16 protein-coding genes are annotated in these 16,154 nt (G+C 59.8%); 8 read left to right on the top strand and 8 right to left on the bottom strand.

The features are described 5' to 3' along the window. Positions 1 to 51: 51 nt before the first annotated feature. Complete coding sequence (locus BUA94_RS03720) at positions 52 to 1,851, top strand: TRAP transporter permease (protein WP_073008953.1); 1,800 nt, start codon at positions 52 to 54, stop codon at positions 1,849 to 1,851. Between the two features lie 59 nt (positions 1,852 to 1,910). Here BUA94_RS03720 and yghX read toward each other — a convergent pair whose 3' ends face one another. From yghX to fabI, 5 genes are all read right to left on the bottom strand, one after another. Then, the gene (gene yghX, locus BUA94_RS03715) at positions 1,911 to 2,816 is read right to left on the bottom strand and encodes a YghX family hydrolase (RefSeq protein ID WP_073010846.1); all 906 of its coding nucleotides are present in this window, start codon (positions 2,814 to 2,816) and stop codon (positions 1,911 to 1,913) included. Positions 2,817 to 2,964: 148 nt separating this feature from the next. Further along, on the bottom strand, positions 2,965 to 4,050 hold the full coding sequence (gene aroC, locus BUA94_RS03710; RefSeq protein WP_073008950.1) for a chorismate synthase: 1,086 nt from the start codon (positions 4,048 to 4,050) through the stop codon (positions 2,965 to 2,967). 112 nt (positions 4,051 to 4,162) lie between these two features. Beyond that, entirely contained in the window at positions 4,163 to 5,356 is a 1,194-nt protein-coding gene (locus BUA94_RS03705) for a DUF3095 family protein (RefSeq protein ID WP_073008947.1), read from the bottom strand. Between the two features lie 111 nt (positions 5,357 to 5,467). Then, positions 5,468 to 6,085, bottom strand: a complete 618-nt coding sequence (locus tag BUA94_RS03700) for a histidine phosphatase family protein (protein ID WP_073010843.1) — start codon at positions 6,083 to 6,085, stop codon at positions 5,468 to 5,470. 150 nt (positions 6,086 to 6,235) lie between these two features. Further along, on the bottom strand, positions 6,236 to 7,054 hold the full coding sequence (gene fabI, locus BUA94_RS03695; RefSeq protein ID WP_073010840.1) for an enoyl-ACP reductase FabI: 819 nt from the start codon (positions 7,052 to 7,054) through the stop codon (positions 6,236 to 6,238). A gap of 172 nt (positions 7,055 to 7,226) precedes the next feature. On the opposite strand from fabI, the gene BUA94_RS03690 reads away from it, so the two are divergent. The 3 genes from BUA94_RS03690 (at position 7,227) to dnaA (ending at position 11,482) form a co-directional block, all read left to right on the top strand. Then, on the top strand, positions 7,227 to 8,651 hold the full coding sequence (locus BUA94_RS03690) for an FAD-binding oxidoreductase (protein ID WP_073008944.1): 1,425 nt from the start codon (positions 7,227 to 7,229) through the stop codon (positions 8,649 to 8,651). A gap of 200 nt (positions 8,652 to 8,851) precedes the next feature. Continuing rightward, positions 8,852 to 9,289 carry a glyoxalase superfamily protein gene (locus BUA94_RS03680; RefSeq protein WP_073008938.1) on the top strand — a complete coding sequence of 146 codons (438 nt, stop codon included), beginning with the start codon at positions 8,852 to 8,854 and terminating at the stop codon, positions 9,287 to 9,289. Between the two features lie 711 nt (positions 9,290 to 10,000). After that, positions 10,001 to 11,482: a chromosomal replication initiator protein DnaA gene (gene dnaA / locus BUA94_RS03675; RefSeq protein ID WP_073008933.1), complete on the top strand. Its 1,482-nt coding sequence runs from the start codon at positions 10,001 to 10,003 to the stop codon at positions 11,480 to 11,482. 74 nt (positions 11,483 to 11,556) lie between these two features. Here dnaA and BUA94_RS03670 read toward each other — a convergent pair whose 3' ends face one another. Further along, the gene (locus BUA94_RS03670; protein WP_073008931.1) at positions 11,557 to 12,384 is read right to left on the bottom strand and encodes a class I SAM-dependent methyltransferase; all 828 of its coding nucleotides are present in this window, start codon (positions 12,382 to 12,384) and stop codon (positions 11,557 to 11,559) included. Positions 12,385 to 12,466: 82 nt separating this feature from the next. After that, positions 12,467 to 13,222, bottom strand: a complete 756-nt coding sequence (locus tag BUA94_RS03665) for an SOS response-associated peptidase (RefSeq protein WP_073008929.1) — start codon at positions 13,220 to 13,222, stop codon at positions 12,467 to 12,469. Between the two features lie 81 nt (positions 13,223 to 13,303). Between BUA94_RS03665 and BUA94_RS03660 the strand changes: the two genes are divergently transcribed. The 4 genes from BUA94_RS03660 (at position 13,304) to BUA94_RS03645 (ending at position 15,255) form a co-directional block, all read left to right on the top strand. Further along, a complete protein-coding gene (locus BUA94_RS03660) occupies positions 13,304 to 13,816 on the top strand; it encodes a hypothetical protein (RefSeq protein WP_073008927.1) in 513 nt (170 codons plus the stop codon). Between the two features lie 58 nt (positions 13,817 to 13,874). Further along, positions 13,875 to 14,309 carry an NUDIX hydrolase gene (locus BUA94_RS03655; protein ID WP_073008925.1) on the top strand — a complete coding sequence of 145 codons (435 nt, stop codon included), beginning with the start codon at positions 13,875 to 13,877 and terminating at the stop codon, positions 14,307 to 14,309. Positions 14,310 to 14,394: 85 nt separating this feature from the next. Further along, positions 14,395 to 14,793 (top strand): TIGR02301 family protein, encoded by a 399-nt coding sequence (locus tag BUA94_RS03650; protein WP_073008923.1) that lies wholly within the window; start codon positions 14,395 to 14,397, stop codon positions 14,791 to 14,793. Positions 14,794 to 14,982: 189 nt separating this feature from the next. Beyond that, a complete protein-coding gene (locus BUA94_RS03645; protein WP_073008921.1) occupies positions 14,983 to 15,255 on the top strand; it encodes a hypothetical protein in 273 nt (90 codons plus the stop codon). Positions 15,256 to 15,369: 114 nt separating this feature from the next. Here the strand turns inward: BUA94_RS03645 and BUA94_RS03640 are convergent, their stop codons facing one another. Beyond that, positions 15,370 to 16,005: a LysE family translocator gene (locus BUA94_RS03640; protein WP_073008919.1), complete on the bottom strand. Its 636-nt coding sequence runs from the start codon at positions 16,003 to 16,005 to the stop codon at positions 15,370 to 15,372. Positions 16,006 to 16,154: the final 149 nt, after the last annotated feature.

Raw genomic sequence — 16,154 nt, 5'->3', positions numbered from 1 at the left:
AGGACCGGGCGTGTCAAAGCGCCCGGTCTTTTGCCTCTCCGGATACCCGCCATGTCTGCCGAACTCCTTTCGGATACCCCCCAGTCTTCCGCCTCGCGCCTGTTCTGCTTTTGCCTCGCGCTCCTGCTGACGGCATTCCACATCAGCCTCATTTTTTCGGGCCTGGTTCCCAATCTGGTGAGCCGCCCCTTGCACATGGCCCTGGCGCTTCCCTGGATTTTCGTCTTTACCGCAAAAAGCCAGTGCGCACGTCTCAGTGGCATCGTCCTGACGCTTGCCGGGGTAGCTGCCTGCCTCTGGACGGCCCTGAACGAAGACATGCTCAATGACCAGTACGGGTTCCTGGAGGGCAACTTCCAGGTGGTGATCTCCGTCACCTTGCTGCTCGTCGTGCTAGAGGCCGCCCGCCGGGCGATCGGCTGGCCCTTGCCGCTGGTGGCGTTGGCCGCCCTTGCCTATGGCCTTTTCGGCCAGCATATTCCCGGAGAATTCGGCCATTCCGGCACCCCTCTGGAAAGCTTCCTCGGCACGCTGACCATTGCCGAAGGCGGCATCTGGGGCAGCCTGACCGGCGTTTCCGTCTCGGTGGTCTCGATCTTCGTCATCTTCGGCGCGGTCCTGAACGCAGGGGAAGCCGGACAAGGCTTCATGAACCTTGCCTCCTCTGCAGCAGGGCGCCTCAAGGGCGGGGCCGCCAAGGTCTCCGTGATCTCCTCTGCGCTGTTCGGCTCGATCTCGGGCTCGGCTTCTGCAAACGTGGCCTCGACCGGCGCCATTACCCTGCCCGCCATGACCAGGCTCGGATACCCGAAGCGGCTGGCAGCTGCCGTGGAAGCTGTCGCCTCTTCCGGCGGCCAGATCATGCCGCCCCTGATGGGCGCAGGTGCCTTCGTCATGGTCGAGCTGACGGGCATTCCCTACACGTCCATCATGGCCGCAGCGATCCTTCCGGCAGTGCTCTACTTTCTGGCAGTCTGGATCGGCATCAATGCCTATGCGCGGCGCTTCGAGCTGAAAGGTCTTGCCGAGGAAGATCGGCCTGCCCTGCGCGATGTGCTCGTCACCTCGGCCTTCTTTCTGGTTCCCTTCGCGGTCCTGCTCTGGGGCATGTTCGTCATCCAGTACACGGCGCAATATGCTGCGTGCCTTGCCATCATCGCCGGCGCCCTGATGCTGCTGATCAATGGCAAGCTGCAGATCCGCCCGCGGGAAATCGCCCTGAAGCTGGAGAATGCGGTCCTCTCCGCCGCCCGCCAGGTGGCAATGATCGCTTCGATCATCCTCTGCGCCTCAATCATTATCGGCGTGCTGTCGATCACGGGCCTTGGCGTCAAGATCACCTCGCTGATCCTGTCCGGGTCCAACGAGATGCTCTGGCCCTCACTGCTTCTGACGGCGCTTGCCTGCCTCATCCTTGGCATGGAAGTGCCGACCACGGCGGCCTATGTCATCTGCATCTCCGTGGCAGGTCCGGCCCTCACCCGTCTCGGCCTCGAGCCGTTGCAGGCACATCTCTTCGTTTTCTGGTTCGCGCTGCTGTCGACCATCACGCCGCCCGTCTGCGGCGCGGTCTTCATCGCGGCGGGCATGATCGGAGAAAACTGGTTGAAGGTCGCCCTGACCGCCATGGCGCTCGGCGTCGGCCTCTACATCATCCCGCTCGGCATGATCGCCAATCCGAACGTGCTGCGCCTGACGGATGACCCGGTCATGGCCCTCTTCGCCTTCGCCCGCATTGCGGCCGGCCTGGGCCTGATCTCCTACGGCCTGATCGGGGTGCGCAACCTTGCAGCCAAACTCGGGCTCATTGCCCTTGGCCTTGTTGCCGTCTTCGCCTGGGCTGCGGTCTGAAACAAAAGAAGCGCCCGGGCGGGGGTCCGGGCGCTTCTCTTGAAGGAACAGGCGTCAGGTCAGGAAAGGTATTTCTTGAAGAAGGCGATGGTGCGTTCTTCCGCCAGTTTCGCCTGCGCCTCGTCGTATCGGGGCGTCGTGTCATTGTGGAAGCCATGGTTGGCCCCCTCGTAGATATAGGCCTCATAGGTCTTGTTGTTGGCCTTGAGCGCCTCTTCAAAGGCCGGCCATCCGGCATTGATGCGCTCATCCAGGGCGCCATACTGGATCATCAACGGCGCCTTGATTGCCGGAACGTCTTCTGCTGACGGCTGACGGCCATAGAAGGGCACACCGGCAGAGAGCTCCGGATAGGCCACCGCAATCGCATTCACGACACCACCGCCATAGCAGAAGCCGACCGCTCCGACCTTGCCGGTGGAGGCCTCATGCTTCAGCAGGAATTCGAAACCTGCAAAAAAGTCATTCATCAGTTTCGTCGGGTCGACCTTCTTCTGGAGTTCACGGCCCTCGTCATCATTGCCGGGATAGCCGCCCACGGACGTCAGGCCATCGGGCGCCAGCGCCAGGAACCCGGCCTTGGCCATGCGGCGGGCGACATCTTCGATATAGGGGTTGAGGCCCCGGTTCTCATGGATGACCAGAATGGCCGGCAATTTGCCCGTCGCCCCGGCAGGCTTCACCAGATAGCCGTTCACCTCGCCATTGCCGTTTGGCGAGGGATAGCTGATGCGGTTGGTCTCGATGCCGGCATCGTCGGGAGCGACTTGCTGTGCCAGAGCATAGTCCGGCTTCAACTGGTCCAGCAGCATGCCAGCGGTGACACCTGCGACCGCGAAGCGGGCGGCCTTGTCCAGGAATTCACGCTTGCTAATCTTGCCATGGGCATAGAAATCGTAGAGTTCGAGCAGTTCCTGCGGGAAGTCCTTGGCCGTCTTGCGGCGTACGGGCGTCATCTCGTTCATCGTTCCCTCCTGTCTGGTGACCGGTTCCTGGGAACCGCGCACTTCGGAGGGAAGTGAAGCAGTCCGGAGCGGGCCTGCCCACCCCGAAGTTTGTATCCAAACGTAACAGGGCGGGATTTTCCGCCCTGCTCGCAAAGATGTGATCGCCTCAGCCGATCTGGCCGCGGTGGCGCAGGAAATGGTCAGCCAGCACGCAAGCCATCATCGCCTCGCCCACTGGCACCGCCCGGATACCAACGCAGGGGTCATGACGGCCCTTGGTCATCACGTCCACTTCCTCACCCTGACGGGTGATGGACTTGCGCTCGGTCAGAATGGAAGAAGTCGGCTTGACCGCGAAGCGAACGACCAGCGGATCACCGTTGGAAATGCCGCCCAGAACGCCACCGGAATTGTTGGTCAGGAACACCGGCTTGCCCTCGGCACCCATACGGATCTCGTCGGCATTTTCCTCGCCTGTCAGGCAGGCAGCTTCAAAACCATTGCCGATTTCCACGCCCTTGACCGCATTGATGGACATCATCGCTGCCGTCAGATCCGTGTCGAGCTTGCCATAAAGCGGCGCGCCCCAACCGGCAGGAACGCCTTCGGCAATGACCTCGACGACAGCGCCGACAGAAGAGCCAGCCTTGCGCACGCCATCCAGATACTCGGCCCACAGGGAAGCCGCTTCCACGTCCGGGCAGAAGAACGGGTTGTTGTCGATCTCGGCCCAGTCCCAGTTGTTCCGGTTGATCTTGTGCGGACCGACCTGCACCAGCGCAGCGCGGATGGTGACACCCGGAATGACCTTGCGGGCAACAGCCCCGGCGGCAACCCGCATAGCCGTTTCACGGGCAGAAGACCGGCCGCCGCCGCGATAGTCGCGGATGCCATACTTGGCATCATAGGTGAAATCCGCGTGGCCCGGGCGGAACCGGTCCTTGATCTCGGAATAATCCTTGGAGCGCTGGTCGGTGTTTTCAACGAAGAGCGAAATCGGTGTGCCGGTAGTCTTCTGGACACCGTCCTCATCCACCATGACGCCGGACAGGATCTTCACTTCATCCGGCTCGCGGCGCTGGGTCGTATACTTGGACTGACCCGGCTTGCGCTTTTCCATGAAGCCCTGGATGTCGGCCTCGGTGAGCGGGATCAGCGAGGGGCAGCCATCGACGACACAGCCGATCGCCGGTCCGTGACTTTCGCCCCAGGTGGTCACGCGAAACAGATGGCCGAACGAATTATGCGACATGCCTTGGCTTCCCTCTGCCGGTCCGGAACGCTCCGGATCCGCTTGATATCTTGGCGCAAGCGATAAGCCATAGGCACGCCGATCTCAAGTGCGGAAGCAGAGTGGAAAGACCTCAGACCCCCATGCTGAGCGAGGCAAGTCGCTGCTTGAAGTCAGTTGCTGCCATGGAAAGGCCGCCATCTGCCCCATCGATGAAATGCACATGATGGCTTGCCCCGAGATCCGAGACGAAACAGGTCATCAAGGCACTGTCCGCCTCGTGCAGGCCGAAGACCAGACGGCCATTGCGGAAGGCAGTCTCCAGATAGGCCTTCAGGCTCTCAAGCTGTTCAAGGGTCACATCCAGCACCAGGCGCAGGGAATCATCGAGCTTGCGATGATCGGTCTGGCGGCTGATCTCCTTCAGATAGCGGTCGCGGTTGAGCGGACCGATCGTCCAGCCGGTCCTGTAGGAGATCACGAAGGCAAGGCTCTGCAGCGCGCCCTTCAGCCATTGCAGGCTCCGGCTCCAGTTCGCCCCGGCATAGCCAGCCTCCAGCGACAGGCCCGGGGGCGGAAACTTGAAGCGGAGCCTGGACGGCGTGACGTGATTGGCATCCACCGTTTCGCCAAAAGGATCTCTTCCGACAATATCCCGGATACCTTCCTGAATTTCGGCCAGAGGCACCAGCCCCGCCCCAATCCGGCGCGGCTTGATGATGAGAGAGGCGATCCGGCCACGCTCCGATGGCAAGGGCTCCCAGCGGCAGGAGAGGCCGTCAAGATTGGGCCGTGGCGGGCTTTCGATCCGGACGGCAAAGGGTTTGACCTCCTCCGGATCCTTCAGGATCCGGTCGGCCAGCTCAAGGCCGTCGCCAATGGCCATGGCAAGATAGGTGTCAGGACCGAGCTCATATTTCCGCAGCAGGATATCCGCCCCCTGCGCCCGCAAGTGTGCAACAGGAATGGCGGCAATTCGCAGATCCAGCGCAGATTCCTCGTGAGCCAGCCGGGCAATGCCTGCCAGCGCCTCCCGGCCTGCCTCTTCATCGGAAGCGGCGACAAGCAGGAATGCACCATCCCCACCGAAGACGAACGGCACCTTGTCACGGCCCACCCGGTTCAGAACCGCCGAGATGACCGCAGCCGCGATCATGTTCACGTCCTTGTAGCGGCCGGCCGCTATGGCGTCGCGGGAGCGCACGATATCGGAGGCCAGCACCACCCAATCGCCAGGAACCGGCCGATAGGAAGCCGTGTCACCGACCGTGTTGAAGTCGGCAAACGCGGGCAGATCCCGATAGAAGAAGTCTTCAGCCGCAGACATGGCCTCTCCTTTTCCCCTGCCGCTTACGCAATATACGGGTGACCGGATTGCAGGCTGCACCCCGGACACTGTCACGATGGCGTGGAAGTGATGTGAAGGGAAGCCCTTTGCTCACACCCAGCGGAACTGGCCGTCCCGCCAGACGAACACTTTGTCCTGGGGCACATCAAGCTTTGGGATCACGGTGGTATCGAGGCGTTCAAGCAGCCCTCTCAGCACACGGAAGACGCCCCCATGGGCCACCACGACGCTCGGCCTGTCCAGGGACACCAGCCAGCTTTCGATCCGGCCGGAAAGCATTTCGTAGCTTTCACCCTTTGGCGGCACGAAACCCCATTTGTCGAGACGGCGCTTCGCGACGAGATCCGGCTCCTGCTCGGCGAGCTCTTCCAGAGTGAAGCCTTCCCAGTCCCCGAAGGAAATTTCCTTCAGAATGTCCTGTAGACGATAGTCCTCAGGGGTGAGATCCATGGCCTTGCGCAAGCGTTCCATGGTCGCCCGTGTGCGGCCAAGCGGCGAGGAAACCCAATCAAACCCGGAGGCACTCAGCCCTTCTTCCGCGAAAAAGGCCTTCAGCCGTTCGCCGTTGCCGCTGGCCTGGACTTCGCCGATGCTGTTCAGCGGAATGTCCTTCTGGCCTTGCATCCGGCCTTCTGCATTCCAGCTCGTCTGACCGTGACGGATGAAGATGAGAAATTCCGGATTGTAGGTGGCGGGCGTCGAAGTCATGAAATCTCCGGTGCGGGCTTTTCTTGAAAACAGTGCGGACGGGTGTCCGGCGGGAGGGCCTTCGAGATAAGGCCAGCGCAATATAAAAGGCAAGAATGGCAGAAACAAAAAAGCCGGCCCGAAGGCCGGCTTGATCAGGACCAAAGGCCCTTATTCCTTGTTGACCGAAATATCCGGAGCATCGACAGCCTTCATGCCGACGATGTTGTAGCCGCAGTCAACATGCTGGATTTCACCGGTGACGCCTGCGCCCATGTCGGACAGCAGGTAGAGAGCGCCGTTGCCGACATCTTCAATGGTCACATTGCGGCGCAGCGGCGAGTTGTACTCGTTCCACTTCAGGATATAGCGGAAGTCGCCGATACCCGAAGCTGCCAGGGTCTTGATCGGACCGGCAGAAATCGCGTTGACGCGGATGTTCTTCGGGCCGAGATCCATGGCGAGATACTTGACGCTTGCCTCAAGAGCCGCCTTGGCAACACCCATGACATTGTAATGCGGCATCACCTTTTCGGCGCCGTAATAGGTCAGCGTCAGGATGGAGCCGCCATCGCTCATCAGCTTCTCGGCGCGCTGGGTGACAGCGGTCAGAGAATAGACGGAGATGTTCATGGTGCGGTCGAAGTTGGCAGAGGTGGTCTCTACATAACGACCGGTCAGCTCATCCTTGTCGGAGAAAGCAACGGCATGAACGAGAAAATCGATCTTGCCCCACTTCTCTTCCAGGCCCTTGAACACGGCATCGATCGTTTCGGGATCGGTCACGTCGCAATGGCCAGCAACATATGCGCCCAGCTGCTCGGCAAGCGGCTCAACGCGCTTCTTCAGGGCATCACCCTGATAGGTCAGCGCGAGCTCTGCACCGGCGTCGCTCAAGGCCTTGGCAATTCCCCAGGCAATCGACTTGTTGTTCGCGACGCCCAAAATCAGGCCGCGCTTGCCGTTCATCAATCCCTGCGTTCCCGCCATCGTCATCTCCAAAAGGATACTTTCCCTCACCCTCAAATGGGTCGGCACCGTATGGCACACCCCCCCTCATCCTTCAAGACTGCCAAGACCGGAATGAACCGTCGACGGCTCAGGGTCCTGCCACTATGTTACCGCCCGGATTTGACCCTTTCAGAAATGAGGACATGCGCTCATGGAGCCCCTGAACCACGCAGCCGGATTTGCCGCGATCATCGGAGAGGCGCATGTGCTGACACGCGACGATGACAAGGCGCCGTACCTGCGCGAGTGGCGCGACAAGTATCAGGGCAAGTCGCAGATCGTGCTCCGCCCGGCCTCCACCGCCGAGGTCAGTGCGGTGATGAAATATGCTTATGCGCACCACCTCAAGATCGTTCCGCAAGGCGGCAATACGGGGCTCGTCGGAGCCCAGATCCCTTTGGAAACCGAAGAAGAAATCGTCCTTTCCCTTAGCCGGATGAATTCTGTCAGAGCCATTGATCCGGATGGTTATACGATCACCGTGGACAGCGGCATCGTGCTTGAAACCCTGCAACAGGAAGCGGAAAAAGCCGACCGGCTTTTTCCTCTCTCGCTCGGTTCTCAGGGCTCTTGCCAGATCGGCGGCAACATCTCTTCCAACGCCGGCGGCACCGCGGTTCTGGCTTATGGCAACACCCGCGATCTTGTCCTGGGACTGGAAGTCGTGCTCCCGAATGGGGACGTCTGGGACGGTCTCAGAACCCTCCGGAAAGACAATACCGGTTATGATTTGAAACAATTATTTATCGGCGGAGAGGGCACTTTGGGGGTCATCACGGCCGCCTCCCTCAAACTTTTCCCCAGGCCGAAGAAACTTGAGGCGGCTTTTGCCGGCATGCGCGATCCCCATGCCGCCCTGAAGCTGTTTTCCCTGGCCAAGGCGCAGGCAGGTCCGGTTCTGACCGGCTTCGAAATTATGCCGCGGATCGGCATGGAGTTCTGTACCGCCCACTTGAGCGGTGCCCGTGATCCGCTAACTGCCCCGCACCAGTGGTATGCCCTTCTGGAACTCTCCAGCGGCTCGGAAGCTTTCCCGGTGAAGGATCTGATGGAGTCCATCCTCGCAGAAGCCTTCGAGGCAGGCGAGGTCGAGGATGCGACGATCGCCCAGTCCGTCGGACAGGTCACCGAGTTCTGGCGGCTGCGCCATGGCATGTCGGAGGTCCAGAAGAAGGAAGGCGGCTCCATCAAGCATGATGTGTCCGTCCCGGTCGGACGCATTCCGGACTTCCTAGATCAGGCCATCGCCGCAGTCATCGGCTTCATCCCCGGCTGCCGGCCCGTGCCCTTCGGCCATCTTGGCGACGGCAATATCCATTTCAACATCAGCCAGCCGGTCGATGGGGACCGGGAGGCATTCCTGTCGAAATGGGACGAGATGAACGCCCTGGTCCACGGCATCGTCATGGAGTTCGGCGGTTCGATCTCTGCAGAACACGGCATCGGCCGGATGAAGCGGGAACTGCTTGCCGAGGTCAAAAGCGACGTCGAGCTGGAGATGATGCGCAAGATCAAGGCTGCGCTCGATCCCAAGGGCCTTCTCAATCCGGGCGCCATGCTTCAGGCCCAATCTTGACAAAGGCGCAGCGGCTTCCTATTTCGGCGGCTGGGCAGAAGGTCCCGGCCGCTCGCAGCCTCTCAAGGGCCATGGTGAAACCTTCGCGGCAGCGGCCTGAGCGTCCGCTTCCGGCAAGATCAGCCTTTGCGAAAAGCAGGCCGATGGCAATGCGGGCCCCATCACATGGAAATGCCTGCGGCCGCGGAAAGGCGCGATCCATGACACTTCCCTCGATTACCGACCTCAAGGCTCAGGCCAAACGGCTAAGAGCTGCCCTTCCTTCCGGCAGTGGCCAAACGCCCAGCCATGGCCAGGCATTGGACCTCATTGCCCGCCAATATGGCTACCGGGACTGGAACACGCTGTTTGCCGCCAAGGGCAATCAGCCAGACCTCACCCTGTCTCCGGGCGACCGGGTCAGCGGAACCTATCTGCATCAAAGCTTCACCGGCACGCTCGTTTCCGTGTCGAGGATCGGTGCGGAAGGATGGTTCCGTCTGGCAATCGACTTCGACACGCCCGTCGATGTGGTGGCCTTCGACAGCTTCTCCGCCTTCCGAAAGCGGGTGAATGCCACGATAGGTCCGGACGGCAGGACGGTTGAAAAGACCTCGGACGGTGAACCGCACCTCAGCCTGAAGAAATTGCAGGCCTGACCAACGTGTCCGTGAGATCAATCTCACGGACACGAAAAAGTTGCACAACTCATAAGCTCATCGTTGTCCGGCAACACAGCGCAAGAAGATATAAGTGTTTTCACTCGGCAAGAATGGCGGAATTCTCCCCGTCTTCGGACAATTCTACTGAGGCCCTTCTGATTTTTTTCAGTACCCGAATTTTCCTAGTCTCACCAAGGATTTCCTACAAACCAGGGCTGAGCCTATACCCAGGGGAATTATGAGGGAGCAGGAATCCGTCAATTTTACCTATGACTTGCGGGGGAAATTCGCCCAAATAGCTCCAAAAAATTGCAAGAAGTTAATTTTTCTTTGATTTTCTCATTTTTGCTGTTCAATACTTACGTCAGTTAAGCAAGACTGGAATCAGGCGACAGCAAGAAAGGCCTGCGATATTTCACAATGAAATACCGCCTCGGCTCAATCTAGTAAGAACTAGAGATAACCTTGCGAAAACTACAAGGACAGGCAAATAACGATCTGTCATAAATAGAATTCCACTCTTTACTTAAATACAACGAATACAGTGCGCGTGAATGCAAATCACTCCGGTTTGTAATGGCGGGAGTGTTTGCCCAGAAGACTGCGGATCAATCCGCAAAAACGAAGCCCGGCAGGTGGGTGTGTGCTTGACCGGGCCAGACAAAAACTGGCGGATGAGTTGGCCGCTTTCCTTTTCAGGAGGCGAGAATGCAAGTGCAGACCATAACCAACGCGGATGGCTGGGACCGCGTGAGAACAAAGCTCCGGGCAGAACTTGGCGACGATGCCTTCCAGAACTGGTTTGGCGGCGTCAATCTTGAAGATCAGGACGGCAGGACCATCCGGCTTTCGGTGCCGACCCGTTTTCTGAAGAACTGGATCCAAAGCCATTACGAAAAGCGGCTCCTCGGTCTGTGGCGGACAGAATGCGAGGATGTGAATGGCGTAGAACTGGTTGTTCGCGGGGCCCTTCGCCCCAAGCCTCAGATGAATGAGATCGCAGGTCACGGCAAGCATCTTGACCGGATGGGCAGCAGCCCGCGCCTGGCGGTCGTGCGTGCAGACTATCAGCAGACCAGCCTGCCGGACGCCCTGCGCTATCCGCAGGTTCCCATTGCCCTTGGCGATGCGGATGACGCGACCATTCTGGAGTTCCTGAAAGGTGCGCCCCTGACCCGCCGCTTCACCTTTGACACCTTCGTGTCAGGGGAATCCAATGGCTTTGCCGTTGAAGCAGCCAGAAGCATCGCTGATGGCAGCGCGGAACATGTCAATCTTCTCTGCCTGCATTCGGCGGTCGGCCACGGCAAGACCCATCTTCTGCAGGCGGTCGCGGCGCTTGCCCGCTCCAGAGGCCTGAATGTCTCCTACCTCACCGCAGAATATTTCATGTACCGGCTGGTGCCAGCACTGAAATCCCGGTCCTGCCACGCGGTAAAGAAGATGCTGGCGTCCCTTGACCTTCTTCTGATCGACGACATGCAGTTCCTTCATGGAAAACAGGTGAAGGCAGAGTTCTGCGAAACGCTTCAGCTCCTGATCGAACCCGTGAAGCAGGTGATCATCGCAGCTGACCGTCCGCCCCAGGACATCGACACGCTGGATCCGGGCCTGCGTCAGCGTTTCACCAACGGCCTTGTGGTCAAGCTCCACGCACAGGACTTCAGCCTGCGCCGGGGCATCCTGACCGCCCGGCTGAAGGCGGCCCAGGCCAAGCTGCCAGGCTTTGAAGTTCCTTCGGAAGTGCTGGACTATGTCGCCAGCCACATCACTGCTTCTGGCCGTGACCTCGAAGGCGCGATGAACCGGCTCTTTGCCCATCACCAGCTGACCAGCCAAGCAATCACGCCGTATCTCGCGGACAAGATCCTCAATGATCTGGTGCGCACCGGAGAAAAGCGGCAGATCAAGATCGAGGATATCCAGCAGGCAGTCTGCAAGCACTACAATGTCAGCAAGGCGGATCTTCTGTCTTCCTGCCGGGCCCGCAATCTGGTCCGTCCCCGCCAGATCGCCATGTATCTGTCAAAGACCATGACACCGCGCTCCCTGCCGGAGATCGGCAAGCGCTTTGGCGGCCGCGACCACACGACAGTGCTTCATGCGGTCCGCAAGATCGAAGAACAGGTGAAGTCCGATCAGTCCCTGGCTCAGGAACTGACCTTGCTCAGACGGATGAGCTACAGCTGATCTTCCTCACTCAAGGAAGACGCGCACAAGGCGGGGGCCAGTGGCTCCCGCTTTTTTTGCTTTCCAGAGCCGGCTCACGCCTTGCGGGCAATGACCAGATGGCCAGGAACAGGTTCCCCGTCCTCAAGGCGCACGACAATCGGCTCCAGATGCACAAGCTCAAACCCGGCCTCATCCAGCCCCTTGCGCAGATAGCCTTCGCCCTGGGCAAAGCGCTGCTTGCGCCCGACCATATAAGGCCGGCCGCCCAGAACCTCTTCCGGCAGGGTCTCGGTAGAGAAGGCAAAATAGCCACCAGGAACCAGCCGGTTCGCAGCACCGGCCATCATCCGTTCGATAGCCCCAAGATAGGGAAAGACGTCCGTTGCGGCGATGAAGTCCCAGGAAGGCAGGCTGCCATCTTCTTCCTCGAACTCCTCAAGGAAGGAAACAGCTTCGCCGACATAAAGGTCATCATAGACCTCCCGGTCGAAGGCCAGTTCGACAATACGTTCAGACAGGTCCACACCGGTCTTGTGACCGGTGCAATCGTCGAAGGCCACACCGGTCAGGCCCGTGCCGCAGCCCAGATCAAGCAGGCGCTCGAAAGGGCCAAGCCCGAGTTCACGCACCTTCTCCCGCAGCAGCAGCGGCACACAATAACCCAGCTGATCGACGAGAATGTCGTCAAACACATCCGCATGCTGATCAAAGAGAGTGGCCACATAGGCCTCCGGCATGGTCTCGGGCGAAGGCGCCCTGCCCATGGCAGCCAGCCGGATCGAAACCCCGCCCGTGTCGGAAGGGTCGATCGACAGCGCCTCCCGGTAGGCCGCTTCCGCGCCATCCAGATCGCCAGACTTCTCCAGTTCGAGGCCACGGTTATAGGCTTCGGCCAGGGCGTCTTCGTCAAATTCGGTCATATGCGGCTACCTTTTGGATTTGCGCCCTCATAGCCGCCCCAGCGGCTGCAGACCAGAAGTTTCTTGGAAAGTCCTTGTCCCCTCAAAAGAGATCAAGCTGCCCCTGATTGTCCGGCGGCTCGCCGCCAGCCTTCTTGCGGCGCGGGGCAGGCAACGGCGCTTTGGCAGCCGCCACCTCGTCCCTTTCAACCAGGGCTTCATCATCATTGGCGACGGAGTTGACCCGCGAAGAGACCGAAATGGCTTCAAGATAGCCATCGGGTGCTGACCGCAAAAGCTTGTGGGCGTCTTTGGCCATGACATTCGCCGTATCCAGCCAATCATCGAACTGCTCGGGCATGATGATCGCCGGCATCCGGTTATGGATCGGCGCCATCAGGCTGTTGGCCTCGGTGGTCACGATTGCAGCCGTGTCGATGTCCCCGCCATCAGGGTCTGACCATGTCTGCCACAAGCCGGCAAATCCCATGATCCCGCCATCCACCGGGCGGATGAGAAAGGGCTGCTTGCCTTCGGGCGTGCGCCGCCACTCGTAAAAGCCGCTTGCCGGGAAAAGGCATCTGCAATTGCGCATGGAATTGCGGAACGAGGGCTTCTCCAAAACCGTTTCGGCCCGGCCATTAATCAGAAGCGTAAAGCTGGCAGGGTCCTTTACCCAGGACGGGATCAGCCCCCAGCGCACCAGTTCGAAGTGGCGGCCGCCATGCTCGTTTCGCACCGTCGCGACCGGCTGGGTGGGCGCAATGTTGTATCGGGCAGGAAAATTCGGCTGTTCTTTATATAGAAACAGGCGCCGCACTGCTTCGGGCGGGGACGTCAATAGAAAGCGGCCACACATGTTTCTCGCCTGACATTAAGTTAGGTAATTGGCAACAAAGACAAGTTAGGGTCAGCCTATTGTATTTCGTGGGGGACAAGAATGGAACTCGACGCTCCAGTTCTCGGTGCTGGACTTCTGTCCGCCGATCGGCTGGAACAGGCCAACATCAATCCGTCGACCGGGCTTGCCACGGACTACCTCAACCATTTCAACGAAGTGGTCATGCTGCTCGAGATGCTTCCGGCCATGCCGGATTGCGCTGCGGATGTATTGGACTGGGAACCGCTCGACTACGAGGCGCATTTCGAAGGCTCCAACTTTTCCGACAAGAAGCTCGCGGTCCTTGCCTATCATGCTGCGCCTGTGAAGCTGCGGACGCATCTGGAAAAGCATGTGTCCCAGATCAATGAAGCCGTGCATTCGGCTCAAGAGCTCATTCGCAACACTCCAGACATTTCCATTGTCGCCCAGCAGATCGCCGATGTCGCGACCAATGAGATCAAGCCGCTGATTTCCAGTGCCAGTGGTGTCATTCATGGCCACGTCAGACCCGATGCCATCCAGCTTGAAGGCGAAGATGCGCAGGCGGAAATCGACGCCCTGTTTGCCTGATCACCTGCTGGTCCTCCACATGGCTGGCGCTGTCCGGCAGGCATGGTAGAACTCTGTCATGATTGTGCCCCGGCTTTACCCCCCCGTCCCGCTTCTGGGCGTCAGCGTCCTGTGCCATCACCAGAACAAGGTGCTGATGATCAGGCGCGGCAAGAACCCCTTTGCCGGACATTGGAGCCTGCCTGGGGGAATGGTTGAAGTCGGTGAGACCCTGAAGCAAGCCGCCGAACGGGAGCTGCTTGAGGAAACGGGCCTCGTTGCCTCCCTCACCGAACCTGCCGAGATCTTCGACAGCATCCAGCGCGATGAAGACGGGAAAGTGCAGAGCCACTTCGTCCTGACCGTTTTTGCCGCTCCCTATCTATCGGGCATACTCAAAGCGGGAGATGATGCGATGGAGGCCGCCTGGCTTGATCCGGAAGATCTGGAAGATAGGCCGACAACGCCCGGCACGCCGGACCGGATCCGCCGTCTGCTTGCATCCTCACGCTGACCGGGGATCACGCCGCCAGCGGTTTTCCCCTGCCCGGCCGCTGTTGGATGTTGCGTGTCCCAATTGAAACCAGCATGATCCGGCCATGAAACGCCGCCTGCTCCCCAGATCATGCCTGAGCCTCCTTGCAGGTGCCGCACTTCTTGCGGCCTCCCCTGCAGCTGCCCAGAGCGAGCGGGAAGCGCCGCCCTATGAGGCAGATCTCATGCGGCTTGCGGAGGTGCTGGGCGCACTGGATGTTCTTCGTCCCCTGTGCGGCTCCGCCGACACCCCCAGCTGGCGCGACCAGATGCAGTCCCTTCTGGAAGCGGAAACGGACGAGGCAAATCAGCGGCGCCGTTACATCGAGCGTTTCAACCAAGGTCATCGCGGATTCGCGTCGGTCTATCGCAACTGCACCCCATCTGCACGTCTCGCAATGGAACAGTATGTGACTGAAGGCCAGAAATTGATCTCGGATGTGACCGGCCGATACGGGCGGTAATCAGCCAATCCCCTGCGTCATCTCTTAGAAACTGGTTAATGAGTGCAATCAATACTGTGGGTGGACGTTAAGAAGATGTTCACCCCCGGTTAACACTCAGCCCCTCCGTGTTAGGATTCTTCTTAGAGATTCGTTATCCGCCTTTCAGCTCCCGGGGGGCTTGCGCGGGAGAAAGCGGCAAGGGGAACAATGACTTACGACGATTTCAACGAAGCAGAGATGGAAGCAGAGTTCGCCGAGGACGAGGATATCCGGCGGGCAGCACTTGGCTTCATTTCTGATGCATGGGCCGAAGCGATTGCTTCCGGCGTCGATACGGATGCTGTGGCGCATGCGGCGATGTTCACGGCTCTGGCCGATCTGGTCGCGACCTACGGTGAAGACGCCGTTGCAAAGCTTGCAGAAGGTCTCCCGGACCGGATCCTGCGCGGCGACTACACGGTCAACCGCATTCTGCAGTGAGCCATTCGGCTTGGTCCTGTACCGGATCAGCAAGAGAACAAGTTGAAACCGGGGCGGCTCTGCCGCCCTGTTTGATTCTTGCCCGCCATTTCCGGGTCTTCAGGTTCCGAGTCTTCAGATGAAGTCCAGAAACAGATCTGCAAAGACTGTCAGCGCGAAGATCAGCAAGAGAATGCCGGCAATGCGGTTCGCCCGCTCAAGCCAGGCATCATCGATCTTGGAGCTGTAGCGCGCTACCAGCGCCGAAATCATGCACCACCAAGACAGGGCGCCAAGCGCCACGCCCAGCACCATGGCCAGGTTGCCCACATGATCCTCCGGCTCCGGCCGCCAATGCCCAAGCCCGCCGATGATCGCGATGAACCCCAGCACCGCGCCGGGATTGGTCAGGGTCATCAGAAAAGCTGCGGCCGCATCGCGGCCCATGCCCTGCATCCCCTCATGCTCTGTGTTCTCGATATGCGGGTGGGTCATCATGACCCTGAGACCAAAGCCGGTGAGCAGCAACGCCCCTGCCAGTTTGATCCAGTCGGCATGGCCTTCGATGAATTGGGTTACCGCGGAAATGCTGAAGATCGCGACGCCTGCATAGAGCGCATCGGCAAGCACGGCGCCTGACCCGACGACGACGCCTTCCCGCCAGCCGCGCAAGGCCGCATGGCGGATGGTCATGATATTGACCGGCCCGACAGGTGCACTGGTCACAATGCCGATCACAACTCCGACCAAAAGATGGAACAAGTCTGTCACGCGCTCGCTTTCCGCAATGAGCCTAGGTATCTGGCCCCGTATACCGGGGTCGATACCTTCCCTGCCGCACCGGCGCAAGTCCCGGAGGACACAAGCGGATTGTGAGTAGCCGCAAGGGGGCGAATATGTGTATTGAGTGCCCATCACCA

It is taken from the genome of Roseibium suaedae (assembly GCF_900142725.1).
Taxonomy (GTDB): domain Bacteria; phylum Pseudomonadota; class Alphaproteobacteria; order Rhizobiales; family Stappiaceae; genus Roseibium; species Roseibium suaedae.
The sequence above is the reverse complement of the archived record's forward strand: the minus strand, read 5'-3'. Positions and strand labels throughout refer to the sequence as shown.

What these genes read in the sequence shown, in the direction of transcription:
- BUA94_RS03670 (WP_073008931.1), bottom strand. Translation starts at nt 12,384, where the DNA reads ATGACCGAATTTGACGAAGACGCCCTGGCCGAAGCCTATAACCGTGGC.
- BUA94_RS03660 (WP_073008927.1), top strand. Translation starts at nt 13,304, where the DNA reads ATGGAACTCGACGCTCCAGTTCTCGGTGCTGGACTTCTGTCCGCCGAT.
- BUA94_RS03655 (WP_073008925.1), top strand. Translation starts at nt 13,875, where the DNA reads ATGATTGTGCCCCGGCTTTACCCCCCCGTCCCGCTTCTGGGCGTCAGC.
- BUA94_RS03705 (WP_073008947.1), bottom strand. Translation starts at nt 5,356, where the DNA reads ATGTCTGCGGCTGAAGACTTCTTCTATCGGGATCTGCCCGCGTTTGCC.
- BUA94_RS03690 (WP_073008944.1), top strand. Translation starts at nt 7,227, where the DNA reads ATGGAGCCCCTGAACCACGCAGCCGGATTTGCCGCGATCATCGGAGAG.
- BUA94_RS03720 (WP_073008953.1), top strand. Translation starts at nt 52, where the DNA reads ATGTCTGCCGAACTCCTTTCGGATACCCCCCAGTCTTCCGCCTCGCGC.
- BUA94_RS03645 (WP_073008921.1), top strand. Translation starts at nt 14,983, where the DNA reads ATGACTTACGACGATTTCAACGAAGCAGAGATGGAAGCAGAGTTCGCC.
- BUA94_RS03680 (WP_073008938.1), top strand. Translation starts at nt 8,852, where the DNA reads ATGACACTTCCCTCGATTACCGACCTCAAGGCTCAGGCCAAACGGCTA.
- fabI (WP_073010840.1), bottom strand. Translation starts at nt 7,054, where the DNA reads ATGGCGGGAACGCAGGGATTGATGAACGGCAAGCGCGGCCTGATTTTG.
- BUA94_RS03700 (WP_073010843.1), bottom strand. Translation starts at nt 6,085, where the DNA reads ATGACTTCGACGCCCGCCACCTACAATCCGGAATTTCTCATCTTCATC.
- aroC (WP_073008950.1), bottom strand. Translation starts at nt 4,050, where the DNA reads ATGTCGCATAATTCGTTCGGCCATCTGTTTCGCGTGACCACCTGGGGC.
- yghX (WP_073010846.1), bottom strand. Translation starts at nt 2,816, where the DNA reads ATGAACGAGATGACGCCCGTACGCCGCAAGACGGCCAAGGACTTCCCG.
- dnaA (WP_073008933.1), top strand. Translation starts at nt 10,001, where the DNA reads ATGCAAGTGCAGACCATAACCAACGCGGATGGCTGGGACCGCGTGAGA.
- BUA94_RS03665 (WP_073008929.1), bottom strand. Translation starts at nt 13,222, where the DNA reads ATGTGTGGCCGCTTTCTATTGACGTCCCCGCCCGAAGCAGTGCGGCGC.
- BUA94_RS03650 (WP_073008923.1), top strand. Translation starts at nt 14,395, where the DNA reads ATGAAACGCCGCCTGCTCCCCAGATCATGCCTGAGCCTCCTTGCAGGT.